Raw genomic sequence first — 23,853 nt, forward strand, 5'->3', positions numbered from 1 at the left:
ATGAAAGGTAGGGTACTACAGTTTTTCAGCCGTAGCCATAGTGTTAACTTGTGCTAAAAGCAGCAAAAGCGTTAGCCTTTGTAACCAGTTGCGACTACAAAAACTTCTCGCGAACGCGCTCGAGACGAGTCAGGTTTGCGAATTTTTACCGTATGAAACAGTTCTCGAACCTCTTTGACATATTGGTCAAAGCCTTCACCTTGGAACACTTTAACCACATAACTGCCGCCGGGCGCGAGCACTTGTCGACACATATCCAGCGCTAACTCAACAAGATACATTGCACGAGGTTGGTCTACAGAATTGTTGCCTGCGATGTTGGGAGCCATGTCTGACATCACAACATCCACCAGCGAGGGTTGAATTCGCTCAAGTAACGCTTCAAGTACTGCATCATCACGAAAATCACCTTGTAAAAAGCTGACGCCTGCGATGGGATCCATCGGCAACAAGTCACAAGCGATGATTTGACCTTGCTCTCCTACTATCTTAGCAGCATATTGCGACCAACCACCGGGCGCAGCACCTAAATCGACGACTGTCATCCCATTTTTCAACAATTTGTCTTTGTTTTGGATCTCTTCAATCTTGAAATAGGCACGCGAACGATAGCCTTTTTTACGCGCCTCGTTAGCGTATTTGTCGTCGAAGTGCTCTTTTAACCAACGGCCAGAACTGGCCGAATGCTTTTGTTTACTCATTAATATCCCAACAAGCTATGCGTATCCATTGCCAATAAATTATAGTCTTTGACAATAGATGGCGTTAATATGACGGCTTTTCAACCCATAGATTACAGAAATTGGCGGCGCAATGAACCTAAGCACCAAACAAAGACAGCACCTCAAAGGCCTAGCACACAGTTTAAAACCTGTGGTTTTGCTTGGCGCAAATGGCTTAACTGAAGCCGTGCTGGCCGAAATCGAAATCGCGCTCGATCACCATGAGCTGATCAAAGTAAAAGTGGCTTCAGAGGATCGCGAAACCAAACAATTGATCATTGATGCGATTGTGCGTGAAACTGGCGCTGAGAAAGTACAGACCATCGGTAAAATCCTTGTTCTGTTCCGTCAAAGCGAACAACGCAAAATCGAGCTACCACGTAAATAATCGTCATTATTGTGTCGATGATGAAAAAGGTCGCATTTGCGACCTTTTTTGTTTTTATACCTAAACGACTTCACAATATGAGGCTGGGCATAACATCAATGATTGGATCAATTAGAGATATTCAACGCGATCTATCTCAAAATCCTTCTGGCCACCAGGGGTCGTAATCACCACCTCATCGCCTTCCATTTTGCCAATCAAACCACGCGCCATCGGTGAGCTTACCGAAATCAAACCAAGTTTGATGTTTGCTTCATCATCGCCGACGATTTGGTATTTTTTCTCTTCGTCACTTTCTAAATCAATCAGAGTAACTGTTGCACCAAAAATAACTTTGCCGCTGTTATCCATCTTAGATACATCAATCACTTGAGCGACAGAAAGCTTATATTCGATATCACGAATTTGCGCTTCACAAATGCCCTGCTCTTCACGAGCAGCGTGATACTCAGCATTTTCTTTCAGGTCACCTAACTCACGAGCTTCGGCAATCGCTTCCGAAATTTGTGGACGAAGCTTTAACAATCTTTCGAGCTCAGTACGAAGCAACTGCTCTCCGCGGACGGTCATCGGAACTTTTTCCATTTAAAACTCCCATGCCAAAGTCAAACTTTGGACAAAATAAAACCACCCGACCGACAGGTTGGGTAGTTATCAAAATCAATGAATTTGACTTAGTTTAAACAAACTTTGCGGCTAAATCATCTTAATTCGTCATAGCCAATTCGGCAGAAAGAACCATTTTGCGCAAAAAAACTCGAGCCAAATCACAGTTTTAATTTTCGACATTTAGACCAAAAATATAAAATTTTATAAATCACCCAAATAAAACCTCTCACCCTTCCGGTTACAACACGCTGTTTTTTATAGTGAAGCCGTTATACCACAGTGCCTACAGCAGAATTTCGACCGAATTTATATATTTTTACTCACCTATTGCCAATTTTATCAGTAAAACATTCCCAGCTCAGAAGCGGTCACATCGCGAATCGAAAACTATAAGTGACCCTTTCTGCCAGCCATGCAGTGCTCATGTTGGGCACGAGTGGAAAACATAGGAATGAACAATGAAAAAGACTCTAATTGCACTGACTATCGCGTCGATGGCAGCAGGCGTAAACGCAGCTGAACTGTACAACCAGAACGGCAACACACTAAACCTAAGTGGTCGTGCAGAAGCAGTTGTCTCACATCAAGACGCAACCGCAACTCGCGGCGATTTTGAAGATCAATCTCGCGTTCGACTCAATGTTGCAGGTACGACCCAAATCAACGACGCCCTGTACGCCGTTGGTGTTTGGGAAGGCGAATTTGTTACAGCTGATAAATCGGCTATCGATACTCGCTACGGTTTTGCCGGTATTGGCGGTGAATTTGGCCTAGTGACCTATGGTAAAAACGACGGTTCTCTTGGCATGATCACCGATTTTACCGATATCATGTCTTGGCATGGCGCGGGCGCGGGTCAAAAGTTGTCAGTTGCGGATCGTACAGAGAACAACTTGGGCTACGTTGGTAATTTCGCTGCACTAACCGTGAAAGCAAACTATCGCTTTGACGATGCGACGGCAGGCCAAACATCTACCGATGGCTTCTCTATCGGCGCTAAATATGCACTAGGCAACAGTGGCTTTGCTCTAGGTGCAGGTATGGCAAGCGAAAGCTCTGTTGAGCAATATATGCTGGGTGCAGGATACGAACTAAACAACCTTTACTTCGGCGCTCTTGCAACAAGCAAAACCTTTGACAACAGCAACGATTACTTCGGTTACGAGCTTGCAGCTCAATACACGCTAGACAAAACTGTACTAACAGGTACTTATGCAAATGGTGAGTTTGACAACGATACCGATGCTAGCGTGGATCAAATCGCACTTGAAGCGGCATACTTCTTCAAGCCAAACTTCCGTGGTTACACATCTTACAACTTCAACATGGTTGATGGTCAAGATGACGAGCTAATCCTTGGTCTTCGTTACGATTACTAAGAGATACCCTTAACAACGCCAGCGCCATGCTGGCGTTGTTGTATCAGACCATAGGGCCAGCTGCTTCAAGTCTGCAAGGGATGGGTATATACTCAACCCATCACATTTCAGCCCACTGCCACTATGCGCTCCCTTTTTTCTCTTCAATCACTGCTAGTTATTGGGATCATTGTCCTATCTATTGCTTCAGCGCGCTCTTCTTCTCTCATGGCTGACCGATATCATGCGATTGAGCCTTTAGCTAACCGCGACACGCGGCAAAACAGTCAGAAAAAAAATACGTTAAAATCCACAGGTTCACATCAAACCCTGTCTGTTTTAGACAACACACACACACAACTTTACCCACCAGCGAGCACACTCAAGATCCTTACTGCGCTAGCCGCGAAAGCCAAACTGGGGGATGAGTTTCGTTACACCACAGCATTAAGCGCAAGTGACTCAGACTGGGTATTACGGTTTTCTGGTGACCCCACTCTAACTCGTGAAGATCTTAATCGCTTACTGGTAACAGCCAAACGACTCGGTCATCGAAAGATAAACGGCGATTTGTGGCTCGATGACAGCGCCTTTAGTGGTTATGACCGCGCGGTTGGCTGGCCTTGGGACGGGCTTGGAGTGTGTTATAGCGCGCCCGCTTCGGCTATCAGCCTCGATGGCAATTGCGCTCACGCAGCGTTATATAGCCAAAAAAATGGCCAAACTCGAGTTAACCTGCCAGCTCATTATCCACTCAAGGTGATTACCACAACCCAAACCGTGTCAGAAAAAGAACAAAAAGCGCGTCATTGCGGTTTAGAGTTACACAGCGACAACACCAATCGCTATCACCTTTCTGGCTGCATGACGTCGCGTGATAAACCGCTGCCGCTTAAATTTGCAATCCAAAACAGCGCCTTGTACACCAAAGCGGTGCTTAAAACCCTATTAAAAGCCAACGGCATCGTACTCAATGGCTCGATTCGCATAGGACAGCCTTCAACGAATACAGCGCGCCAAACCATTGCACGTCATCACTCAAATCCCCTGCCATCGTTGTTAAAGGTGATGCTACAAGAATCAAACAATCTCATTGCAGACAATCTCACGAAAAGCCTAGGCGCGGCGGTCTATCAAACGTCCGGCTCATTTGCCAATGGCACGGCAGCCATCATTGAGGTATTGGCTCAGTTGGGTATTTCTTTAGAAGGCGCACAATTGGTCGATGGTTCTGGCTTATCACGCAACAATCGACTATCACCACAGCAAATGTTTGCCGTCCTGCATTACATTGCAAACCACGATGCGCAATTACAGCTGATTACCTTGTTGCCCAGTTCGGGGCTAGACGGCACACTAAAATACCGCCCGAGCATGCGCGCTGAAGACATAACAGGACGTATAAAAGCCAAAAGTGGCTCCTTGTATGGCAGCTATAATATGGCCGGGTTTGGTCTTAATGAGACAGGAACACCACACACCGCCTTTGTCCATTTTGTGCGAGATTTCTTCCCCGACAAAACACTTGGCCAAGGTTATCAGATGCAAGATCTGACCAACATTGAACAACACTTCTTTCGCCAAGTGATTAAGCAAAGCCAATAGGTTAGCGTTCGCATTATTCTCTGCGAACCTCGCGACTTGAGCTGAGCTAGTTTATCAATATAAAAAAAGCGCCCAAAGGCGCTTTTAAATTTCGGTACTCAATGCTTGTTCTAAGCAATCGTTACTCGAGCAAATTTACGCTTACCCACTTGAATAACGTAACAACCTGCAGCAAGCTCTAACTTCGCATCGGTGATTTTCTCGCCATCAAGTTTTGCAGCGCCTTGTTTGACCATGCGCATCGCTTCAGACGTCGATGAACACAGCTCAGCGTCTTTCAAGACATTTGCCATCGCCGTTCCCACGCTGAATGTAAATTCAGGCATCTCATCCGGGATTTGATTTTTCGCAAAGCGATTAACGAACTCTTGCTCTGCATTGTCAGCATCCGCCTCGCTATGGAAACGCGCAATGATCTCTTTTGCCAGTAATACTTTAAGGTCGCGAGGGTTTTTACCTGCTGCAACGTCAGCTTTAAACTGAGCAATTTCTTCGAGTGGACGGAAAGAAAGCAGATCGTAGTAGCTCCACATCAAATCATCGGAAATCGACATGATCTTGCCAAACATCTCACTCGGCGCTTCGCTAATACCGATATAGTTGTGTGCTGACTTTGACATTTTCTTTTCGCCATCAAGCCCGACAAGCAATGGCATAGTCAATACCACTTGAGGTTTTTGACCGTACGCTTTTTGCAATTCACGGCCCATCAAAAGGTTGAACTTTTGATCGGTACCACCAAGCTCGACATCAGTTTCCATCGCAACCGAATCGTAGCCCTGCAATAGCGGGTACATGAACTCATGGATTGCAATTGGCTGACCGCCGGTATAGCGTTTCTTAAAATCATCACGCTCAAGCATACGTGCTACCGTTTGCTGAGCGGCAAGACGGATCATTCCTTCAGCGCCAAGCTCAGAGAGCCATTCAGAGTTAAATTGAATTTTCGTTTTGGCTGGGTCAAGGATCTTAAACACTTGCTCTTTATACGTTTCCGCATTACGCAACACGTCTTCACGCGTTAGCGGCGGACGGGTTGTGTTTTTACCGGTTGGATCACCAACCATACCGGTAAAGTCACCAATCAAAAAAGTGACATCATGACCTAGCTCTTGGAACGTGCGCAGTTTGTTCAAAATGACGGTATGGCCTAGGTGAATATCTGGCGCGGTTGGATCGGCACCCAGTTTAATTCGTAGTGGACGTCCTTCTTTTAACTTTGCGATCAGCTCTTCCTCAGGAATCAGCTCTTCAACGCCGCGCTTGATCTCGGCTAATGCAGCTTCAATGCTCGCCATTCTTGTTACCCCACAGATTTGGCAAAAATATTCTAGTCGAACATCTTACTTGAATAGCGATGCATTTTGAAACAGGTTAGACTAGAGCGTTGTGATTTTTCTTCTTGTGCGAAACTTGGACTCTCATGCTATCCATTTATTCCAGTTTGCCAAAACTGCATAAAATTTTGATTGCGACGCTCACTGCGGCGACGCTTATCGCAGTGATGTTGTTGCCCGACCCAAAACAACTGCAACCCAAAGTTGGAAAATTACAAGTTGGCCAACTCTACCCGGTTGCGATAGACACTCAAAGTCTCAACACATCAAACTCATCGTTCCCAGTCTCAATTCGTTGGGAAAATTATACGGTTCAAAACGGCGAAAGTGCTGCGGTTTTATTCTCTCGTATCGGCCTGACACCAGCGCTTCTTCACCAGTTGGTTAGCACCAATAAAACGATCTCTGAGCAGCTTTCTCGCTTACGTCCTGGCGATGAATTGCAATTTGGTTTCGACGCCGATAGTCAACTGGTTCAGCTCAAAAGACCACTCAATATTTACGAAACCTTTATCATCACCCAGACAGCCAATGGATTTGAGAGTCGTCTCGAGAAAAAAGAGCTCGATTATCGTTACAACTACGCAGAAGCGACGATTACCTCCAGTTTTTGGAATGCCGCTATCGCGACGGGACTTAGTGCCAATCAAATTATGGAAATTGCCGGTATTTTTGGTTGGGATATTGATTTTGCACTTGATATTAGGGCCAAAGACCACTTCAAGGTGTTGTATCAAGAAGAGATTTATCAAGGTGAAGTGATTGGTCGCGGCAAAATTATCGCCGCGGTATTTCAAAACCAAGGCGACACTTTCATGGCTATCTTAGATGATAAGACTGGGAATTATTACGATGAAAACGGCCGAGCGATGAAGAAAGCGTTTCTCCGCGCGCCAATCGATTTTCGCCGCGTCAGTTCTAACTTTAATCCGCGCCGTTTGCACCCAGTCACCGGAAAAGTCGCTCCTCATAGAGGCACGGATTACGTTGCGCCGGTTGGCACCCCAATTTGGGCTGCAGGTGATGGCATCGTCGAGAAATCCTCGTACAACAAGTTTAATGGCCACTATGTTTTCATTCGTCACAGCAACACATACATTACAAAATACCTGCACTTAACAAAGCGAACAGTGAAAACCGGCCAACGTGTTAAACAGGGCCAGACCATTGGCACACTCGGTGGAACGGGCCGAGTCACTGGGCCACATCTTCATTACGAATTTTTAGTCAATGGGGTCCATAAAAACCCTCGAACGGTGAAGCTACCACAATCGAAATCGCTCACGGGTAAGGATCGCACTACTTTTATCGCTAATGCCAATAGGCGTCTCGCCGCCTTAGAGCAATATGGTCGCATATTGCTCATGGGGGAGACCAATCCGAATCAATAGCTATTTGCTATCTCTTTTGTCACCTTCGCGCTAGAGGAAGGTTGCGAGCGTGAGTCACGCTCGCCTTGATTCAAAACGACTTTTTGCCCCTCAAGCGCGTGGGTCGTTTCACATGGCGGCACGTTTAACTCACCGCGCGCCGCTGGAGAAGTTTCATTGTTCTCAAGTGGCGACGTTATTTTAGGCGCTCGCCCTAGCATTAATAAGCATGGGGTTAACACCAGCGTGAGTACGGTTGCAAACGCCAATCCTCCAGCCACCGCAGTAGCCAATTGCGACCACCACTGGGTACTAGGCGCGCCGAACTCAATACGTTGATTGATCAAATCAACGTTCATCTCTAACACCATCGGCATTAACCCTAAAATGGTAGTGACAGTCGTGAGCAGAACCGGACGAAGACGCTGAACCCCAGTACGCAATATCGCCTGCTCTTTACTTAAACCTCGCTTCAACAGTTGATTGTAGGTATCAATCAGTACGATATTGTTATTCACCACAATGCCCGCTAACGCAATCACTCCAATACCGGACATCACGACGCCGAAAGGACGCTGAAAGATCAATAACCCAGCAAAGACGCCCACGGTCGAGAAAAGCACCGCGCTCAAAATCAAAAATGCTTGGTAGAAGCTATTAAACTGCGTCACCAAAATCAAAGCCATCACTGCAAGAGCGACTAAAAATGCGTTTTGCAAAAAGGCCGATGAGTTCTGCTGTTCTTCATTTTGGCCACGAAGACGAAACTCAATCGTTCTTGGCAGGCCAAGCTCTGTCAACGCTTGTTCAATTTTCGGCAACTCTAACGCCAAGTTATAGCCTTCTGCTATATCGGCATTAATGCTTATTACCCGCACGCCATCAACACGATTAATCGTATCTTGCTTTTGCTCTGGTTTAATATCAGCAAAGTTAGTGATCGGCACCAAGCCAGCAGCCGTCTTCACGCGAAGCTCGTCAAAACGACCAATATCACGCTTTGACTCCGGATAGCGAACCAAAATATCGACTTCTTCATCCGCATCGTCTGGCAAATAATCACCGATTTTGAGCCCATTGGTAACAAATTGAACCGTATTCCCCACTAAGGTGGCGTCCGCACCAAAGCGTGAGGCGTCATCACGGCGAATATCAATTTGCCAATCAATGCCCTCTTTGCTTGAATTGTCGCTCAAATTTGTCAGTGCTGGATTTTGATTCGCCCAAGCGCGAACCCGTTTTGCTGCGCTGTCCAGCTCTGCAGGCAGGCGCGCAGCCAGTTCAATAACGAGATCATTTTCGACTGGCGGCCCCGCATCAGGAAACTTAAATTCAATTTCAACCCCTGAAAAACGCGCGGTGGTCTGGCGCAATTCGGCAATGATGGCATTCACTTTACGTCGATACTGCCAATCCACGGGGGTAATTTGAATTTGGCCAATTTCGTCTTTTCCGCCCGTGCGAGTGTAGACACTCTCAAATTCATCATGACCTATCATCACCGACTCAATTTGACGCATGACAGCGTCCTTTTCATCGATGGAGAGATCGCCATAAGAACGCACTTTCACGGTGAAATAAGCAGGATCAACCTCAGGGAAAAACTCGGCGCCAAGCCCTGCTTTTGAATAGCTCACGCCAACACCAACAGCCAAGGCAATGGCCGCCAGCAATATTTTTACCGGATGGCGAATCGCTATCGCTAAGGTTTTGTAATAAGCACGAGTTATGCCCTTAGCTTGAGTAAAATCACCATTATGCAGCGCCTGCATTTGCGCTCGCTTAGCCGCAGAAAATGCTTGAGGTCGGCCAAATAAACCACCCAATACAGGCACAAAAAGCAGAGCCATCATTAAAGAGGCGGTTAAGGTTGCAATTAATGTCAGCGGTAAAAAGCGCATAAATTCGCCAGTAATATCTGGCCAAAACAACAAAGGCGCGAACGCGGCAAGTGTGGTGGCGGTCGATGCGGTAATTGGCCATGCCATGCGCTTAGCTGCATCTCGATACGCCTCTTTACGGGTGCGCCCTTCCAACATGCGTCGATCGGCAAATTCTGTCACCACAATCGCCCCATCGACGAGCATGCCCACGGCCATGATCAATGAAAATAGTACGACGATATTGACGGTCAGACCAAAAACAGAAAGCACCAATAACCCGGTAAGAAAAGAGCCAGGAATGGAAATGCCAACCAACAGTGCAGTTCGAACCCCCATGATGGCAATGATCACAATCACGACCAAAATAATCGCTGATAAGATGTTATTTTGCAGATCGTTGAGCATGACTTTAACGTCATCCGATTGATCAAACGTATATTTGACCAATAGATTACTCGGCCATTGTTCGCGTTTTTGTCCTTCAGTGATGACCGCTTTGACAAGTTCAACGGTTTCGATGATGTTCTCACCCGCGCGTTTTTTTACATCCAACACCACGGCCGATTCACCATCTAACCGTGCATAGCTATCGGGATCGCGAAACGCACGCCGTACTGTAGCGACATCGCCAAAGGTAATCACTTGCTTACCGTCAACCTTGATCGGCAATTCCAAAACATCTTTAAGCGAATCAAACACCGACGGCACCTTGACCGAAAATCGGCCATAACCTGTGTCAACAAAACCAGCAGCAACAACACGGTTATTGAGCGCAATCAAATTATAGATATCCGCCTGATCCAGCCCATAGCTCTCCATCAGCAAAGGATCGACAATAATTTCAACGACGTCATCTCGATCACCTGCGATATCCACTTCCAAAACTTGTCGATAGCCTTCCAATGTGTCGCGCAGTTGTCGCGCTACGGCGATAATGGTCCGTTCTGGTACGGTGCCATATAACACCACCGACAACACCGGCTCTTCAGACGCAAACGTCACCTCATTCACCGTCGGCTCATCACTGTCCTCTGGCAGTTTTGGCTTCGCCAAATCAACCGCATCGCGCACATCTGCCATTGCTTTATCAAGATCGGACCCAACACTAAATTCAAGTGTGACTGACGCATGGCCTTCCGATGCGGTCGCGGTCATCTCTTTGACCCCTTCAATCGCTCGCAGCTCTTGTTCAATCGGCCGCACTAACAAGCGTTCAGCGTCTTCTGGCGAAATGCCCTGATGACCCACAGAAACGTAAATAATAGGAATCGTAATGTCCGGACTGGACTCTTTGGGAATCGTAAGATAGGTGGCAATACCGGCAATTAATATCATGACCAGCAGCGACAGCATCGTCCGCGAACGAGCGAGGGCCGCATCAATTAAAGCGTACATGATCCCCCCTTACGGCTCAGATTTGAGTTCAAGTGAGGTATCATCAAGCTGGCGACGCGCAATGACATCATCGCCATCACGAACAAAACCTTGCCCTAACGTAATAATGTCAGCTTGCGTTCCAAGCCCGCTAAGCCAAACGCCATCTTGTTCCGCTTTGACGAGTTGAATAGGGACAAAATGAACTCGAGAATTCTTGAGCGTTTTTACGCCCAAATTGCCCTGCTCATCAAGCGCCAACATGGCAGCCGTCACCTTGATAGCAAGCGCATCACTCAGAGGTAAATCAACCTCGGCACTCACGCCCGCCGGAATACTCATATCACGATTATCTATCGCAATTTCAATTGGGAACGTGTTGGTTGACTCAGATGACAGTTGGCCAATATAGCGAATTTCGCCCTCAATCTGCTGACCATTGATAAGCTTAACATGCGCTTTCTGACCAAGTTGCAGCGCCTGCACATGGCGCTCGCTGACATCGGCTTCAATCAATAAGGTATCAAGTTCGATTAACGTCGCGATTGGGTCGCCAACAGAGACAAAATTGCCTAGTTCAACAAATCGGTGATCCAAAATGCCGCTAAACGGTGCAACAATTTCTGTTTTCCCCAATGCCGTCTCAACATTACGCACATTGGCTTGCGCTTCAACAAGCGCTGCCTGAGCGGTTGCTAAAGCCACTTCACCTTGTAAGCCGCGTTTGTTCAGTGATTGAGCCGCTTGATACTCTTTTTGCCTTACCGTTAGTTGCGCTTGAGCGCGTTTCAGCTGAATGGCCAAATCACCACTATCAATGCGCGCAATCAACTCCCCTTTGCGCACAAACTGACCTTTTTTCGCCACGAGCGTGCGTATCGTTCCGGAATATTCCGCGCCGAGTTGAGCCTGACGAATGGGGGCGGTGCGGCCATATAACTCAATCGTTTTGTGGGTTGGCGTTGCGACAAAAGTATCAAAAACCACTTTCGCAAGTGGGATCGGTGCCTCACCTGAGGCCTGGGTGGTGGGCTCCTGTGCTTGACCTTGAGCCAACCACAAAGAGAGTAGAATAATAAGAACTAATGAGACGATCCACGGCCGCTCATTCAGCGCGTGACGCGCGAGATTAGTAGGCATACGACATTCCTTTGTTATGCGCTCAATCGAGCACTCTTTACGCAACCTCCTTATACGCAAAGAATGACGTTTACTGCCAATCAGATGGCAGTAAACGATAAGTCCATTTTATGCTTATACGCTAAACGACGCACCGCAACCACAGGTTGTGGTGGCATTGGGGTTATTGACAAAAAAACGCGACCCTTCAAGCCCTTCGGTGTAATCGACTTCTCCTCCAATGAGGTACTGTAAACTCATCGGGTCGACCACCAAGGTGACGCCGCTGTTTTCAATCGTAGTGTCGCCCTCATTAACGGCTTCATCAAAAGTAAAACCATATTGAAAGCCGCTACAACCGCCACCCGTGATGTAAACGCGCAGCTTTAGTGCAGGGTTCTCTTCTTCAGCGATTAGGGCTGCCACACGCTGCGCTGCAGCATTAGAAAACGACAGTGGAATAGTTACTTCACTCACGATGACCTCTCTCAATCGAGTCCGGCTCAGTCTGATACCTCACAGGCTGCAAGGCGTTACTCCGTCTCGTTATATTACTTTGTTGAGGATTATCCATTACCTGACCAATACGTTCAAGTATTCACCCTATTTCTTCGACTTGATTCTGATGCTGCAACCGCATAATCATGGCGAAGAAGCAACTGATGTAACTTTAGTAAAGACAATAAGATATCGACAATTTTTAACCAAAATTTCAACTCATGTAACCTATCTTGGCAAAGAAATCGTTGCAAAAGATTTCTTACTGTTCGCCAGAGGGGTACAATCGCTGCCAAATTGGCATTTGCTTTTTCGCATTGCAAAGCGGCCACGACTGTAAAAAACCGAATCAAGAAGGATAACCCATGACCAAATCGTCTGAGTTGTATCAAAAAGCGCAACACACCATTCCTGGTGGCGTTAACTCACCAGTGCGCGCATTTAATGGCGTGGGGGGCTCACCAATCTTTATCGAACGAGCAGACGGCCCACTGATTTTTGATGCCGATGGTAAAGCCTACATTGACTATGTCGGTTCCTGGGGACCCATGATTCTTGGCCATAACCACGCCGCAATTCGTGAAGCGGTCATCGATGCTGCGCAACGTGGCCTCAGCTTTGGCGCACCGACCGAAATGGAAATCGCGATGGCAGAACTGGTGTCTCAGCTCGTACCGTCAATGGAGCAACTGCGTATGGTCAGCTCTGGAACCGAAGCCACCATGAGTGCTATTCGTTTGGCTCGTGGCTTTACCGGTCGCGATAAGATCATGAAATTTGAAGGTTGCTACCATGGCCACGCAGACAGTTTGCTCGTAAAGGCAGGCTCAGGTGCTTTAACCCTTGGCCAACCGAGCTCGCCTGGCGTTCCTGCTGATTTTGCGAAATATACGCTAACCGCCACGTTTAATGATCTCGACTCCGTTCGCGAACTGTTTGCGGCCAACAAAGGTGAAATTGCCTGTATTATCGTTGAACCTGTTGCGGGCAACATGAACTGCATTCCACCTGTTCCGGGCTTTCACGAAGGGCTGCGTCAAATCTGCGACGAAGAAGGCGCGTTGTTAATTTTTGACGAAGTTATGACTGGGTTTCGCGTGGCACTTGGCGGCGCGCAAGCACACTACAACATCAAGCCAGATTTAACCACATTAGGTAAAGTGATTGGCGGTGGTATGCCGGTTGGCGCATTTGGTGGTCGCAAAGAGGTAATGCAATATATCGCACCGACAGGTCCGGTTTATCAAGCTGGCACCCTCTCTGGTAACCCTGTTGCTATGGCGGCGGGTTTTGCTTGCTTAAATGAGCTAAAAGCCCCTGAAAATGAAAAACGTCTGGCACAAATTACCGCGCAACTGGCACAAGGCTTTAAAGAAGCGGCAAACAAACATGGCATTCCACTGGTGGTAAACCAAGTCGGTGGCATGTTTGGCTTTTTCTTTACCGCTCAAGAACAAGTCACTTGCTATCAAGAAGTTGCACAGTGTGATGTCGAACGCTTTAAGCGTTTTTTCCATCTTATGCTTGACCATGGTATCTATCTAGCGCCTTCTGCTTTTGAAGCCAGCTTCACGTCACTTGCCCACGGTAGCCGTGAGATTGCGGCAACACTTGAGGCGGCTGATCGCTGCTTTGCCATTTTGGCCCAAGAAGCCTAATTACAGCGAAACCACTTGGAATTGCCGCTAAGGGAAATGAATACAGCCTCATCATATCGATGAGGTTTGTTAAAATTGGTCAACTGCACCGCAGTTTCAAGTATGTGTATACCCAAGTAACCTCAAGATGGATGATTCAGCGAGGATGACTTGGGTATAGTATCATTGCCATGCAATCCAATTAGCGTCATTATTAATGCACTCTATTATGCTAATCGGAAAATACATTGTGCCCACCCCCGTTCGCATTACGTCAAGTCACTGGGTTTTAATTGTTGCCTTATTGGCTGCCGCACTCGCCTGTTATTTGCTGGTCGCCCCATACATGAACTCCATTGTGATGGCGTTTATCTTGTCTCTGCTGATTTTCCCTATCCATCAGTGGTTCGACAATCATTTACCTAAGCATCGTAATATTTCATCCTTGCTTTCATGTGTGACTTTGACGGTGATTATTGTGATGCCTCTGCTGCTGGTTTTTGGCGCTATTGTCCAGCAAGGTACTGTCTTTGCCCAAAATATGTACCAGTGGGGTTCGCAGGGGGGGATTCAAGAGTTGTTGGCTCATCCATGGGTCAAATCTGGCTTAGCGTTTGTCAATCACTACTTACCTTTTGAAACGATTGAACCCAAAGAGATTGCTCAGCGGGTCGGCGAATTCGCCACCACAACAGGCTCAACCTTAGTCAGTTTCAGCGCCAAACTCTTGGGCGATGCCACTAACTTCATTTTGCATTTTTTCCTGATGCTGTTTGTTTTGTTCTTTTTGCTCCGTGATCATGACAAAATTATTCGCTCATTGCGTCATATTTTGCCGTTATCACGCAGCCAAGAAGATCGACTACTCGATCAGATCGAAAAAGTATCAAAATCCGCTGTCATGGGATCTTTTCTTACCGCTATCGCGCAAGGCTTAGCCGGTGGTTTTGGTATGTGGCTCGCCGGATTTCCTGGGCTCTTTTGGGGCACCATTATGGGCTTTGCCTCATTCATTCCCGTGGTAGGGACTGCGCTCGTATGGATTCCAGCGACTATCTATTTGCTGCTTACCGGCCAATTTGGTTGGGCGACCTTTTTGCTCATTTGGAGCGTTGCCGTGGTCGGTTCAATTGATAACTTGTTACGTCCATTCCTAATGCAAGGCAGTGCAGGAATGAATACGCTTTTGATCTTTTTCTCACTATTGGGCGGCATTCAGTTATTCGGTTTGATCGGCCTAATCTACGGACCTTTGATTTTTGCCATTACTATTGTGCTGTTCAATTTGTACGAAGAGGAATTCCAACAGTTTCTTGATAAACAAGACAACAGCTAAAACGCGCTTGTACCCAGGATGCGTTAACCTTGCATGCTGGGTGCAATTCCCCTTCCGCAAAGCTTGCCATTGCGAACGATTGTGCGAAAATCGCCGCATCTTTTTTTGATAATCTCACTCACCGCTTATGTCTGCTTATACCGCCCCCAGCCAAATCGCCCAGCGCCAACTCGACTATTTCGCGGATAAGCATGTGCTTGTCGCTGGTGAAATTGAAGATCAATTCCCGCTTGAACTGGTCGATCATTGTCAATCCGTCACGGTGTTTAGCTCCAATTACAGCTACTACCGTTCGATAAAAGACAACGCGAAAATCACCGCTTATTTTGGTTGTGAGTTTAAGGCCGATACCAACGCTGATCTTATTTTACTGTACTGGCCAAAAGCCAAAGCAGAGGGTGAATATCTGCTTGCTATGCTACTTGCAAAACTCGGCGTTGATACTGAAGTGGTGGTGGTCGGTGAAAACCGCTCGGGAGTCAACAGCATCGCTAAGTTATTTGCTCAGTATGGACGGATCACCAAATACGATTCGGCGCGCCGCTGCTCATTTTACTGGGGCGTGTGCCAAACCGCGCCAGCGGCCTTTGACCAGCAAGCATGGTTTAAAAACTATTCGATTGAGGTGGCGGGCGTTACTCTGACAATTAAAAGCTTACCTGGCGTTTTCAGTCACGGCAGCTTTGATCTTGGCAGCCAATTACTGCTCGAGACACTACCAGCACTTGATGGCAAGGTGCTTGACTTTGGTTGTGGTGCTGGGGTTATTGGTGCCTATATGGCGAAAACCAATCCCAACGCCAGCGTCCATTTATGCGACATTAACGCTTACGCCCTAACCTCAAGCGCCGCAACACTTGCGGCAAATCATCTTAGAGGTCACGTGTTCGCTTCCGATATTTATTCTGATATCAGTGAGCAATATCAATTTATAGTGTCAAACCCACCCTTTCACAGTGGGCTTGAAACCAATTATAACGCCGCCGAAACTCTACTTGGTGAGGCACCAAACCATTTAACCGGTGGTGGCAGTCTGATCATTGTGGCCAATAGCTTTTTAAAATACCCACCAATTATCAACCGAAGCTTTGGTACATGCCAGCTTCTGGCTAAAAACAGTAAATTCACCATTTATCGTGGTGACAAAACCGCCTGACTCTTATCTTAAAAACAGGCGTACTCAATACGGTGCGCCTGTCCAGTCAAGACTTAACCTGTTTCACATTGACGACACGTTAAATAATAAAACGCCTTATTTACGTTTCTGCGGCGCACTCCACGATTTATTGGTAATCGAGTTGTCATTTTTTGTAGACACGTTAATTTCGTTAAATTGATTATTTAACACAACCCTCTTTAAATGATGAACGGTCTATCGATTTGATAGTTAATCCTTCAATCAATGGCAGCATCTATATTCGAGAGTTAAATTGATTGAAAACTCGAATGAATCCCTATCTAAAGTTATTCATCAAAAATATACCAACACGTTTTCAAAAAAATAATAAATATTGATAACTTGAGTTATTCGCCATGTTCAGTTTTTATCGTAAACGAAAATTCAAACGACTACAAAGCACGTTAATGGCTGCGTTTCTCGCTCTCAGCTTAACGCCACTGACCGTCATTGCCCTCTTCTTTTTGCAAGCCCACACTGCCGATTTACAAGAACAAAGTACGTCACATCTACGCTCAATGTTAGAAACAAAGCAGCGGCAGCTACAAAACTATTATCTAGCACAAGAAGCACAAGTCATGGGCTTTGTTCGTTCAGAACTGGCTTATAACAGTGGTGGCCGCTTCTATGGTCTGGTTAATGCGTTTAAGAGCTTAGGCCATACCATCGCCGAAGCTCGAGTGAATGCCCAACAGCGCTACATAAAAGGTTCAGGCGATTTAATAAAAACCACTATGCGACCAGAATCCAGCGCGTACGTAGGGAGCGAACGATACCGATTATTGCATGAGCGATATCACTGGGCCTTTCTCGAATTACTCAAGCGATCGGATTTCGATGATATTTTATTGGTCGACATCGAAGGTAATGTCACCTATTCCATTTACAAGCATGAGAACTTTGGAACAAATTTATTAAACGCCCCCCAGCAAGCAACGCTCCTTGGTCGAACTTTTCGCGCGTTAAGCGAAAATGTTCATAAAATGCGCAAACAAAACGAAGATTATACGCCGGTTTATCTTTCTGACTTTACGACGGAAAACGGAAAAAGTTATGCATGGCTTGGCGCCCCCATTATTAAGCAAGGCTATTTGCACAGTTTCGCCATGTTCCGTCTACCCAGTAATGGCATTAGCAAACTGATTGCTGATAGCGAGCAAAATACGTCGATTCAAACCTTATTGGTCGGTGATGATCGCAAACCTCGCTCATTAGCCAGCGAGCAGTCAATCATAAATAACAGCGCTCCAATTATTAATCGCGCATTTGATGGTCAAAAGGACGTTGGTAATTATACCAATGGTATCGGCGAAACCCTCATTGCTGGATTTGCACCGATCACGTTAGGAAATTTAAGTTGGGCACTTGTCGTACAGTTGCCTGAGGCAGAAGCGTTTGCACGCATTCATCAATTAGAAAAAGTGTTTATCATTGCGATGGTAACGGCCATCGTGCTTGTGGTGATTGCATCACACTACCTATCTAATTTTATTACTGCCCCATTATTGCGTCTTACTTGGGCTGCAGAAAAAGTCTCTGCTGGGGATCTTGAAGAAACCGTCATCAATACTGAACGTAAAGATGAAATTGGCCGACTAGCCATCAGTTTTGAACGGATGCAACGCTCCATTCGTGAAAAGATCCAGCTGATCAAAACTCAAAATCAAGAACTTGAAAGTAACCTTTTACTGATCAAAAAACAAAACCGCGAACTGCAACTTGCAGATAAACTAAAAGACGAATTTCTTGCGACGACCTCGCATGAATTGCGTACCCCACTTCACGGAATGGTTGGTATTGCGGAAACTTTGATGTCAGGGGCCAATGGCCCAATTCCAACCAATCAAAAATACCAACTGGATATCATAGTAAAAAGTGGTCATCGCCTTGCTAACTTAGTAGACGATCTACTGGATTATCACAAAATGCGGTTCGGCAGCCTAGATATTAACCATAGTGCCGTCGATCTTGCCAGCTCAACCCGTCTGGTGCTTGAACTGTCCAATCATCTCGTCGACAAAAAGCCCTTGCGGATCATCAATCAAGTGCCTAGCGACCTGCCTTTAGTTTCTGCCGATCCACAGCGGCTTGAGCAGGTGTTGTACAATTTGGTTGGCAATGCGATTAAATACACCTCTGAAGGCAAAGTCGTGATCTCCGCCAGCGTTAGCGATGAACAAGTGCGAATTCAAGTGGTTGATACTGGACAAGGGATCCCCGCTGACTTACTTGAGTACATCTTTGAACCGTTAACGCAAATAGGCGATGCCAATGGGCGTTTTCGTCAAGGCACGGGACTGGGATTGTCGGTCAGTCGCCAATTAATTGAACTGATGGGCGGTAATTTGTACGTCAGCTCCCAGCCTTTGGTCGGAACCACATTCAGTTTCAACTTGCCTTTAGCAACCGAAGCACAAATCGCGGATCGCGATAACTCGATACAGAACCATCACTTTCAGTTGCCTGATGATTTTGACATCAACGCACTTGATGAAACCTCTTTACCCGAAAACCCTCAGGGTCAATTGGTTTTAGTTGCCGACGATGAGCCTGTCAACTTACGTATTCTCGAAAGCTTCCTACGCATCGAAGGCTACCGAGTGCAAACCGCCCAAAATGGCCACGACACGTTAGAAAAAATCGCCCAAGAACCACCAGCCCTACTTCTGCTGGACATCATGATGCCCGGGATGAGTGGCTATGAAGTGTGTAAGACGCTACGCCAGCACCATGACAGCGACACGCTGCCTGTCATCATGTTAACGGCGTTAAATCAAGCTGAAGATCGTCAACGCGGATTTGAGTCTGGCGCCAATGATTATCTGTCAAAACCGTTTAATAAACAAGAGCTCATAGCTCGAGTTCAAGCGCACCTTAGTGCCAGCCAAGCCAATGCACAACTGCAACAAAACGAACGGTTACACCAAGAATTAAAACAGCGTAGTCAAATTGAAGCCGACCTACTCGAAACTCAGCAACGTTTACTTGAACAGCTGGATTCGGCTCCGGAAGCGGTTGTCTGTTTGCGAGAAAATGGCCGCATTCATTACGCTAACCGAGCGGCAGCAAAATTATTTAAACGCAGTATTGATCAACTCAAGCGCTCCCAGGGTGACGAAATTATTGCGCCAAAATATTTAGCTCAATCCCAAAGCCACTACTGTGGTGAGATTGATATTTATGTCGCGGATGTTCGTCAGCATATTGAATGCGATATTTTGCGTCTTCCACAAGGTGTTGAAATCGATTCAATGTTTATTTTCAATGTCGGTGGTGGCGCTAATGTTGCTCGAATTCATCAGCTCGAAACCGCACTAGACGTGCTAGCTCGCTACGCATTTGATGGCGATAAAGAGCAATTACAAACACTAAAAGAGCTCGGCGGTGAATTTACTCGTTTAGCAGATAAAGCCCTTGGTGATGCGAAATCTAAGCAAGATCTCATGCGGGAATTGTTGGTTGATGTCATGAGTAATGCCTTAGATTATTGGGAGTCTGCAACGGGGGAAAGTAAGTTTTCTTTCGCTGAAAAGAGTGGGTTGTGGCGCGTATACCTTGACCGAAGTACGTTACAAACGCGTACCTTGGATAAATATATGCGAATTGAGACGCTCCCTAAAACGCCCCGTTGGCGCACGGTGATTAGCTCCATCGAATTTATCTTAGAGCATTGTAAAGAGCCGACACCGCAGCGTCAGCATATTGAAGCGCTAAAAGATAAGCTGCAACATCTGTTGAGCAACTAACCTCCGCTTGTCCCCTTCACCACTGACGCTACCCCATTGCTGGCTGAGCACTAGGCAGCCAGCAATGTTTTCCTAACCAATGGCTCAATTCCCTTCGGTTTATACCCAAGTGACCTCAAGATACTGGATTCAGAACCGGCTCACTGGGCTGAGAGCAAGGCAAACAACGCAGCGAAATAGCCAGTCTATTTTCAAGTTGTTTAACACAGCTTAACGATTCAAATTAGCGACAAGCGAACAGAGCTAGTGAGCCGAGACATGCGATGCGGTGAGGTTAGTGAAAGTGGACTCTTGAGCAGTAGGTCTCATTCGAGACGGGATAACTCACTTAATTTCCATATAAAAACAAGGCCATTTAGGTCGGCAGTAACCGCTAAAAAACAGCGAAAAATGGTGCTTATTCAGCTTGTTTTTAAAGTTATTAGCTAATATTGCGATAATAATCACAACAGAACGGCAGATTAATTTTTCGCGCAATAATTAGCGTTATTTTGCCATGTGATCATGATCCCAGCCCTAACCGCACCTCCTTAAAAGCAATTATAAAAAGGAGCTACGGACGAAGTGTACACTTACATACAACTTTTCAAACAAGGTGGTTTGCGAGTGAGTTCACAATGACAAATCATAATCCCAACAACAAAAACAGCATAAAAATGACGGAAATAACGGAGCTTGAGCGAATTTTAACGTTTTTAACGGTAATGGCGTTTGCTTATTTTCAGCAGAAGGTGTTTTCTTAGCCTTGCCAAAGGCCTACAGGCCACTTTGAAACAGGTCAAACTGCTTAACAAAGGTGGGTCTTGGAGAGTGTTTATCAATTGATTGACATTCCAACCATTGTGAAATGAAAGCAATTAGTAAGGAACAGCTATGCTTACCAATATTAAAAAAACAGCTCTAGCCGCCGCAGTTGTCGCAACAACAGCGGCAGCGGTTTCCGCCCCAGCAATGGCGCGCAGTGAGCTAACAATTGTACCCGATTTCTACCCGCAAATGGTTCGTAACTTTAACCCGTACCTAGCGACCAATCTTCGTACTACCACTGACTTTATTTACGAGCCTTTGGTTATCTTCAATGAAATGAAAGGCAACGAGCCAGTAATGCGCTTGGCTGAAGATTTCCGTATGTCGGATGACCTAATGAGCGTCACATTTGATGTTCGTAAAGGTGTGAAATGGTCTGATGGTGAAATGTTTACTGCTGATGACATCGTTTACTCGTTTGGTCTTCTTAAAGACAAACCTGAACTCGACCAACGTGGCATCAACAAATGGGTTAAAAGTGTCGAAAAACTCGGTGAATACCAAGTACGTTTCCGTCTGACTGAAGCAAACTCTAACGTGCCTTACGAAATCTCTTTGATTCCTATCGTTGCTCAGCACGTTTGGTCAAAAGTGGAAGATCCAACCACTTACACCAATGAAAACCCGGTTGGTACTGGTCCGTTCACAACTATCGATACCTTTACACCGCAACTTTACATTCAGTGCCAAAACCCAAACTACTGGGATAAAGCGAACCTAGAAGTAGATTGTCTGCGCGTACCACAAATCGCAAACAACGATCAACTTTTGGGCAAAATTATCAACTCTGAACTGGACTGGACGTCATCATTCATTCCAGATATCGACCGCACATACGCCGCAGCGAGTCCAAACCACCAATACTGGTATCCGCCATCAGGCACACAAGCGTTTGTTGTCAACTTCAAAAACCCAGATGCGGCGAAAAATGAAGCACTGACCAACGTTGAATTCCGTCGCGCCTTCTCAATGGCATTGGATCGTCAAACCATCATTGACATCGCTTTCTACGGCGGTGGTACCGTGAACGACTTCGCATCAGGTCTTGGCTATGCATTTGAAGCTTGGTCTGACAAAGCGACTCATGACAAGTACAAAGCTTTCAACACTTATAACGTTGACGGTTCTAAAGCGCTTCTAGAGCGTGCAGGCTTCAAAGATGTGAATGGTGACGGCTTTGTTGACACCCCATCAGGCAAGTCTTTTGAACTGCTTATTCAATCACCAAACGGTTGGACTGACTTTAACAACACGGTACAACTTGCGGTTGAACAGCTCGCTGAAGTCGGCATTAAAGCACGTGCTCGTACCCCTGAATTCGCGGTTTACAATCAAGCGATGCTCGAAGGAACTTACGACGTAGCTTACACCAACTACTTCCACGGGGCGGATCCACACCTATATTGGAACAGTGCTTACCACTCAAACCTTCAAAAAGGTGATGGTATGCCACGTTTTGCAATGCACTACTACAAAAATGCGAAGCTAGATAGCCTACTTGATAGCTTCTACAAAACCGCGGACAAAGAAGAGCAAGTCACTATTGCTCACGGCATCCAAGGTATCATCGCAAAAGACCAAGTAACGATTCCTGTCTTGTCTGGCGCAAACATGTACCAATACAACACCACGCGCTTCACTGGCTGGTGGAACGAAGAAAATCCAAAAGGCCGTCCAAACGTTTGGGCTGGTATTCCTGAGCGTCTACTGCACGTACTGGATCTCAAACCAGTTCAGTAATTCGTTCATTCCCCGCGGCGCACACTCCGTGCGTCGCACCCAAAAATCCCCTTACGCTGCTTTCGTTATGGCGCTCGTCGTCAGGGGATTTTTCGTGCTCAAAATGGGCCGACCTGAACCAGTAACAGGGCAAAAAGTCTGGGTAAGTAAGGTGAGTTATGGGTTATTTTTTAAGACGTTTGTCATTTTATCTTGTCGCGCTCTTAGTTGCAGCGACGTTAAACTTCATTATTCCACGGGCCATGCCTGGGGATCCGGTTACCATGATGTTTGCTAATGCGACCACACAGGTAACACCTGAGCGTATTGCGGCAATGACCAAGTTACTCGGCTTTGTCGATGGCCCTTGGTATGTGCAGTATCTGACTTACTTAAAAAGCATCTTTAGTTGGGAGCTGGGCATCTCAATCAAATTCTATCCATTAAGCGTCAATGAGCTGTTAGCCAACTCTGTCGGTTGGTCACTGTTCCTCGCTGGCAGCGCGGTGGTACTTTCATTCTCTATTGCTTCGATCATGGGTATCTTCGCCGCATGGCGCCGTGGCAGCAAATACGACGCCTTTGTAACCCCAGGCACCTTGATCATTCAAGCGATTCCGCAAATGGTTATCGCACTTCTGGCGATGTACACCTTTGCCATTGGCTTAAAATGGTTCCCATCCGGTTACGCATATACCGCGGGCACCATCCCTGACTGGACCAGCTGGGCCTTCTATAAGGACGTGGCTTATCACGCTGTCCTACCGCTTTTCTGCGCCACTATCGTTCAGATCGGCGGCTTCTTGGTCAACATGCGCAATAACATGATTAACCTGCTCGCTGAAGATTACATCACCATGGCCAAAGGTAAGGGACTCACGCAAAACCGCGTTGTGTTCAACTACGCTGCGCGTAACGCATTGTTGCCCAGTGTGACGGCACTCTCTATGTCTCTGGGGATGGCGATTGGTGGTCAGCTTATTATTGAGATGATTTTCAACTATCCCGGCCTTGGCACCGTCTTGCTTAATGCTATCCATGCTCGCGATTATCAAGTGCTGCAAGGTCAGCTGATTATCATGACGCTCTTTATGCTCTGCTTTAACTTAACCGCAGACATGCTTTATCTCGTCCTCGACCCTCGCCTACGCAAGGGAGGCAAGTAATC

Annotated in this window: 16 protein-coding genes and 1 pseudogene; 11 read left to right on the forward strand and 6 right to left on the reverse strand. The window is 46.5% G+C overall.

What is annotated here, in order from left to right; all coding sequences use genetic code 11:
• Window positions 1-71: 71 nt before the first annotated feature.
• The gene (gene rlmE / locus HGP28_RS07415; RefSeq protein WP_168835833.1) at window positions 72-701 is read right to left on the reverse strand and encodes a 23S rRNA (uridine(2552)-2'-O)-methyltransferase RlmE; all 630 of its coding nucleotides are present in this window, start codon (window positions 699-701) and stop codon (window positions 72-74) included.
• A gap of 112 nt (window positions 702-813) precedes the next feature.
• On the opposite strand from rlmE, the gene yhbY reads away from it, so the two are divergent.
• Entirely contained in the window at window positions 814-1,110 is a 297-nt protein-coding gene (yhbY, locus tag HGP28_RS07420) for a ribosome assembly RNA-binding protein YhbY (protein WP_168835834.1), read from the forward strand.
• Between the two features lie 111 nt (window positions 1,111-1,221).
• On the opposite strand, the gene greA is transcribed toward yhbY, so the two are convergent.
• Window positions 1,222-1,695: a transcription elongation factor GreA gene (greA, locus tag HGP28_RS07425; RefSeq protein WP_168835835.1), complete on the reverse strand. Its 474-nt coding sequence runs from the start codon at window positions 1,693-1,695 to the stop codon at window positions 1,222-1,224.
• A 482-nt stretch (window positions 1,696-2,177) separates the two neighbouring features.
• Here greA and HGP28_RS07430 point away from each other — a divergent pair, with 482 nt between their 5' ends.
• Window positions 2,178-3,098, forward strand: a complete 921-nt coding sequence (locus tag HGP28_RS07430; protein ID WP_168835836.1) for a porin — start codon at window positions 2,178-2,180, stop codon at window positions 3,096-3,098.
• A 207-nt stretch (window positions 3,099-3,305) separates the two neighbouring features.
• A complete protein-coding gene (gene dacB / locus HGP28_RS07435; RefSeq protein ID WP_246225635.1) occupies window positions 3,306-4,682 on the forward strand; it encodes a D-alanyl-D-alanine carboxypeptidase/D-alanyl-D-alanine endopeptidase in 1,377 nt (458 codons plus the stop codon).
• Between the two features lie 110 nt (window positions 4,683-4,792).
• Here the strand turns inward: dacB and tyrS are convergent, their stop codons facing one another.
• Entirely contained in the window at window positions 4,793-5,980 is a 1,188-nt protein-coding gene (gene tyrS, locus HGP28_RS07440; protein ID WP_168835838.1) for a tyrosine--tRNA ligase, read from the reverse strand.
• 125 nt (window positions 5,981-6,105) lie between these two features.
• On the opposite strand from tyrS, the gene shyC reads away from it, so the two are divergent.
• Entirely contained in the window at window positions 6,106-7,410 is a 1,305-nt protein-coding gene (shyC, locus tag HGP28_RS07445; protein WP_168835839.1) for a peptidoglycan DD-endopeptidase ShyC, read from the forward strand.
• A 184-nt stretch (window positions 7,411-7,594) separates the two neighbouring features.
• On the opposite strand, the pseudogene HGP28_RS07450 reads toward shyC, so the two are convergent.
• The 3 genes and pseudogenes from HGP28_RS07450 to erpA all read right to left on the reverse strand — a co-directional run.
• Window positions 7,595-10,667: pseudogene (locus HGP28_RS07450) on the reverse strand (efflux RND transporter permease subunit); the annotation flags it as partial.
• A 9-nt stretch (window positions 10,668-10,676) separates the two neighbouring features.
• Window positions 10,677-11,786, reverse strand: coding sequence for an efflux RND transporter periplasmic adaptor subunit (locus HGP28_RS07455; RefSeq protein ID WP_168835841.1), 1,110 nt, complete (start codon window positions 11,784-11,786; stop codon window positions 10,677-10,679).
• 114 nt (window positions 11,787-11,900) lie between these two features.
• On the reverse strand, window positions 11,901-12,242 hold the full coding sequence (erpA, locus tag HGP28_RS07460; protein ID WP_168835842.1) for an iron-sulfur cluster insertion protein ErpA: 342 nt from the start codon (window positions 12,240-12,242) through the stop codon (window positions 11,901-11,903).
• A 386-nt stretch (window positions 12,243-12,628) separates the two neighbouring features.
• Between erpA and hemL the strand changes: the two genes are divergently transcribed.
• The 7 genes from hemL (at window position 12,629) to HGP28_RS07490 (ending at window position 23,851) form a co-directional block, all read left to right on the forward strand.
• The gene (gene hemL, locus HGP28_RS07465) at window positions 12,629-13,921 is read left to right on the forward strand and encodes a glutamate-1-semialdehyde 2,1-aminomutase (RefSeq protein WP_168835843.1); all 1,293 of its coding nucleotides are present in this window, start codon (window positions 12,629-12,631) and stop codon (window positions 13,919-13,921) included.
• Window positions 13,922-14,129: 208 nt separating this feature from the next.
• Window positions 14,130-15,236: an AI-2E family transporter gene (locus HGP28_RS07470; protein WP_211091923.1), complete on the forward strand. Its 1,107-nt coding sequence runs from the start codon at window positions 14,130-14,132 to the stop codon at window positions 15,234-15,236.
• Between the two features lie 127 nt (window positions 15,237-15,363).
• Complete coding sequence (gene rsmC, locus HGP28_RS07475) at window positions 15,364-16,392, forward strand: 16S rRNA (guanine(1207)-N(2))-methyltransferase RsmC (protein ID WP_168835844.1); 1,029 nt, start codon at window positions 15,364-15,366, stop codon at window positions 16,390-16,392.
• A 377-nt stretch (window positions 16,393-16,769) separates the two neighbouring features.
• A complete protein-coding gene (locus tag HGP28_RS07480) occupies window positions 16,770-20,159 on the forward strand; it encodes a response regulator (RefSeq protein ID WP_168835845.1) in 3,390 nt (1,129 codons plus the stop codon).
• Between the two features lie 617 nt (window positions 20,160-20,776).
• Window positions 20,777-20,902, forward strand: coding sequence for a hypothetical protein (locus tag HGP28_RS19345; RefSeq protein WP_281355540.1), 126 nt, complete (start codon window positions 20,777-20,779; stop codon window positions 20,900-20,902).
• A 130-nt stretch (window positions 20,903-21,032) separates the two neighbouring features.
• Window positions 21,033-22,706 carry an ABC transporter substrate-binding protein gene (locus HGP28_RS07485; RefSeq protein WP_168835846.1) on the forward strand — a complete coding sequence of 558 codons (1,674 nt, stop codon included), beginning with the start codon at window positions 21,033-21,035 and terminating at the stop codon, window positions 22,704-22,706.
• Between the two features lie 158 nt (window positions 22,707-22,864).
• On the forward strand, window positions 22,865-23,851 hold the full coding sequence (locus HGP28_RS07490; RefSeq protein ID WP_168835847.1) for an ABC transporter permease: 987 nt from the start codon (window positions 22,865-22,867) through the stop codon (window positions 23,849-23,851).
• Window positions 23,852-23,853 lie beyond the last annotated feature (2 nt).

The organism is Vibrio agarilyticus (genome assembly GCF_012641465.1).
GTDB lineage: Bacteria > Pseudomonadota > Gammaproteobacteria > Enterobacterales > Vibrionaceae > Vibrio > Vibrio agarilyticus.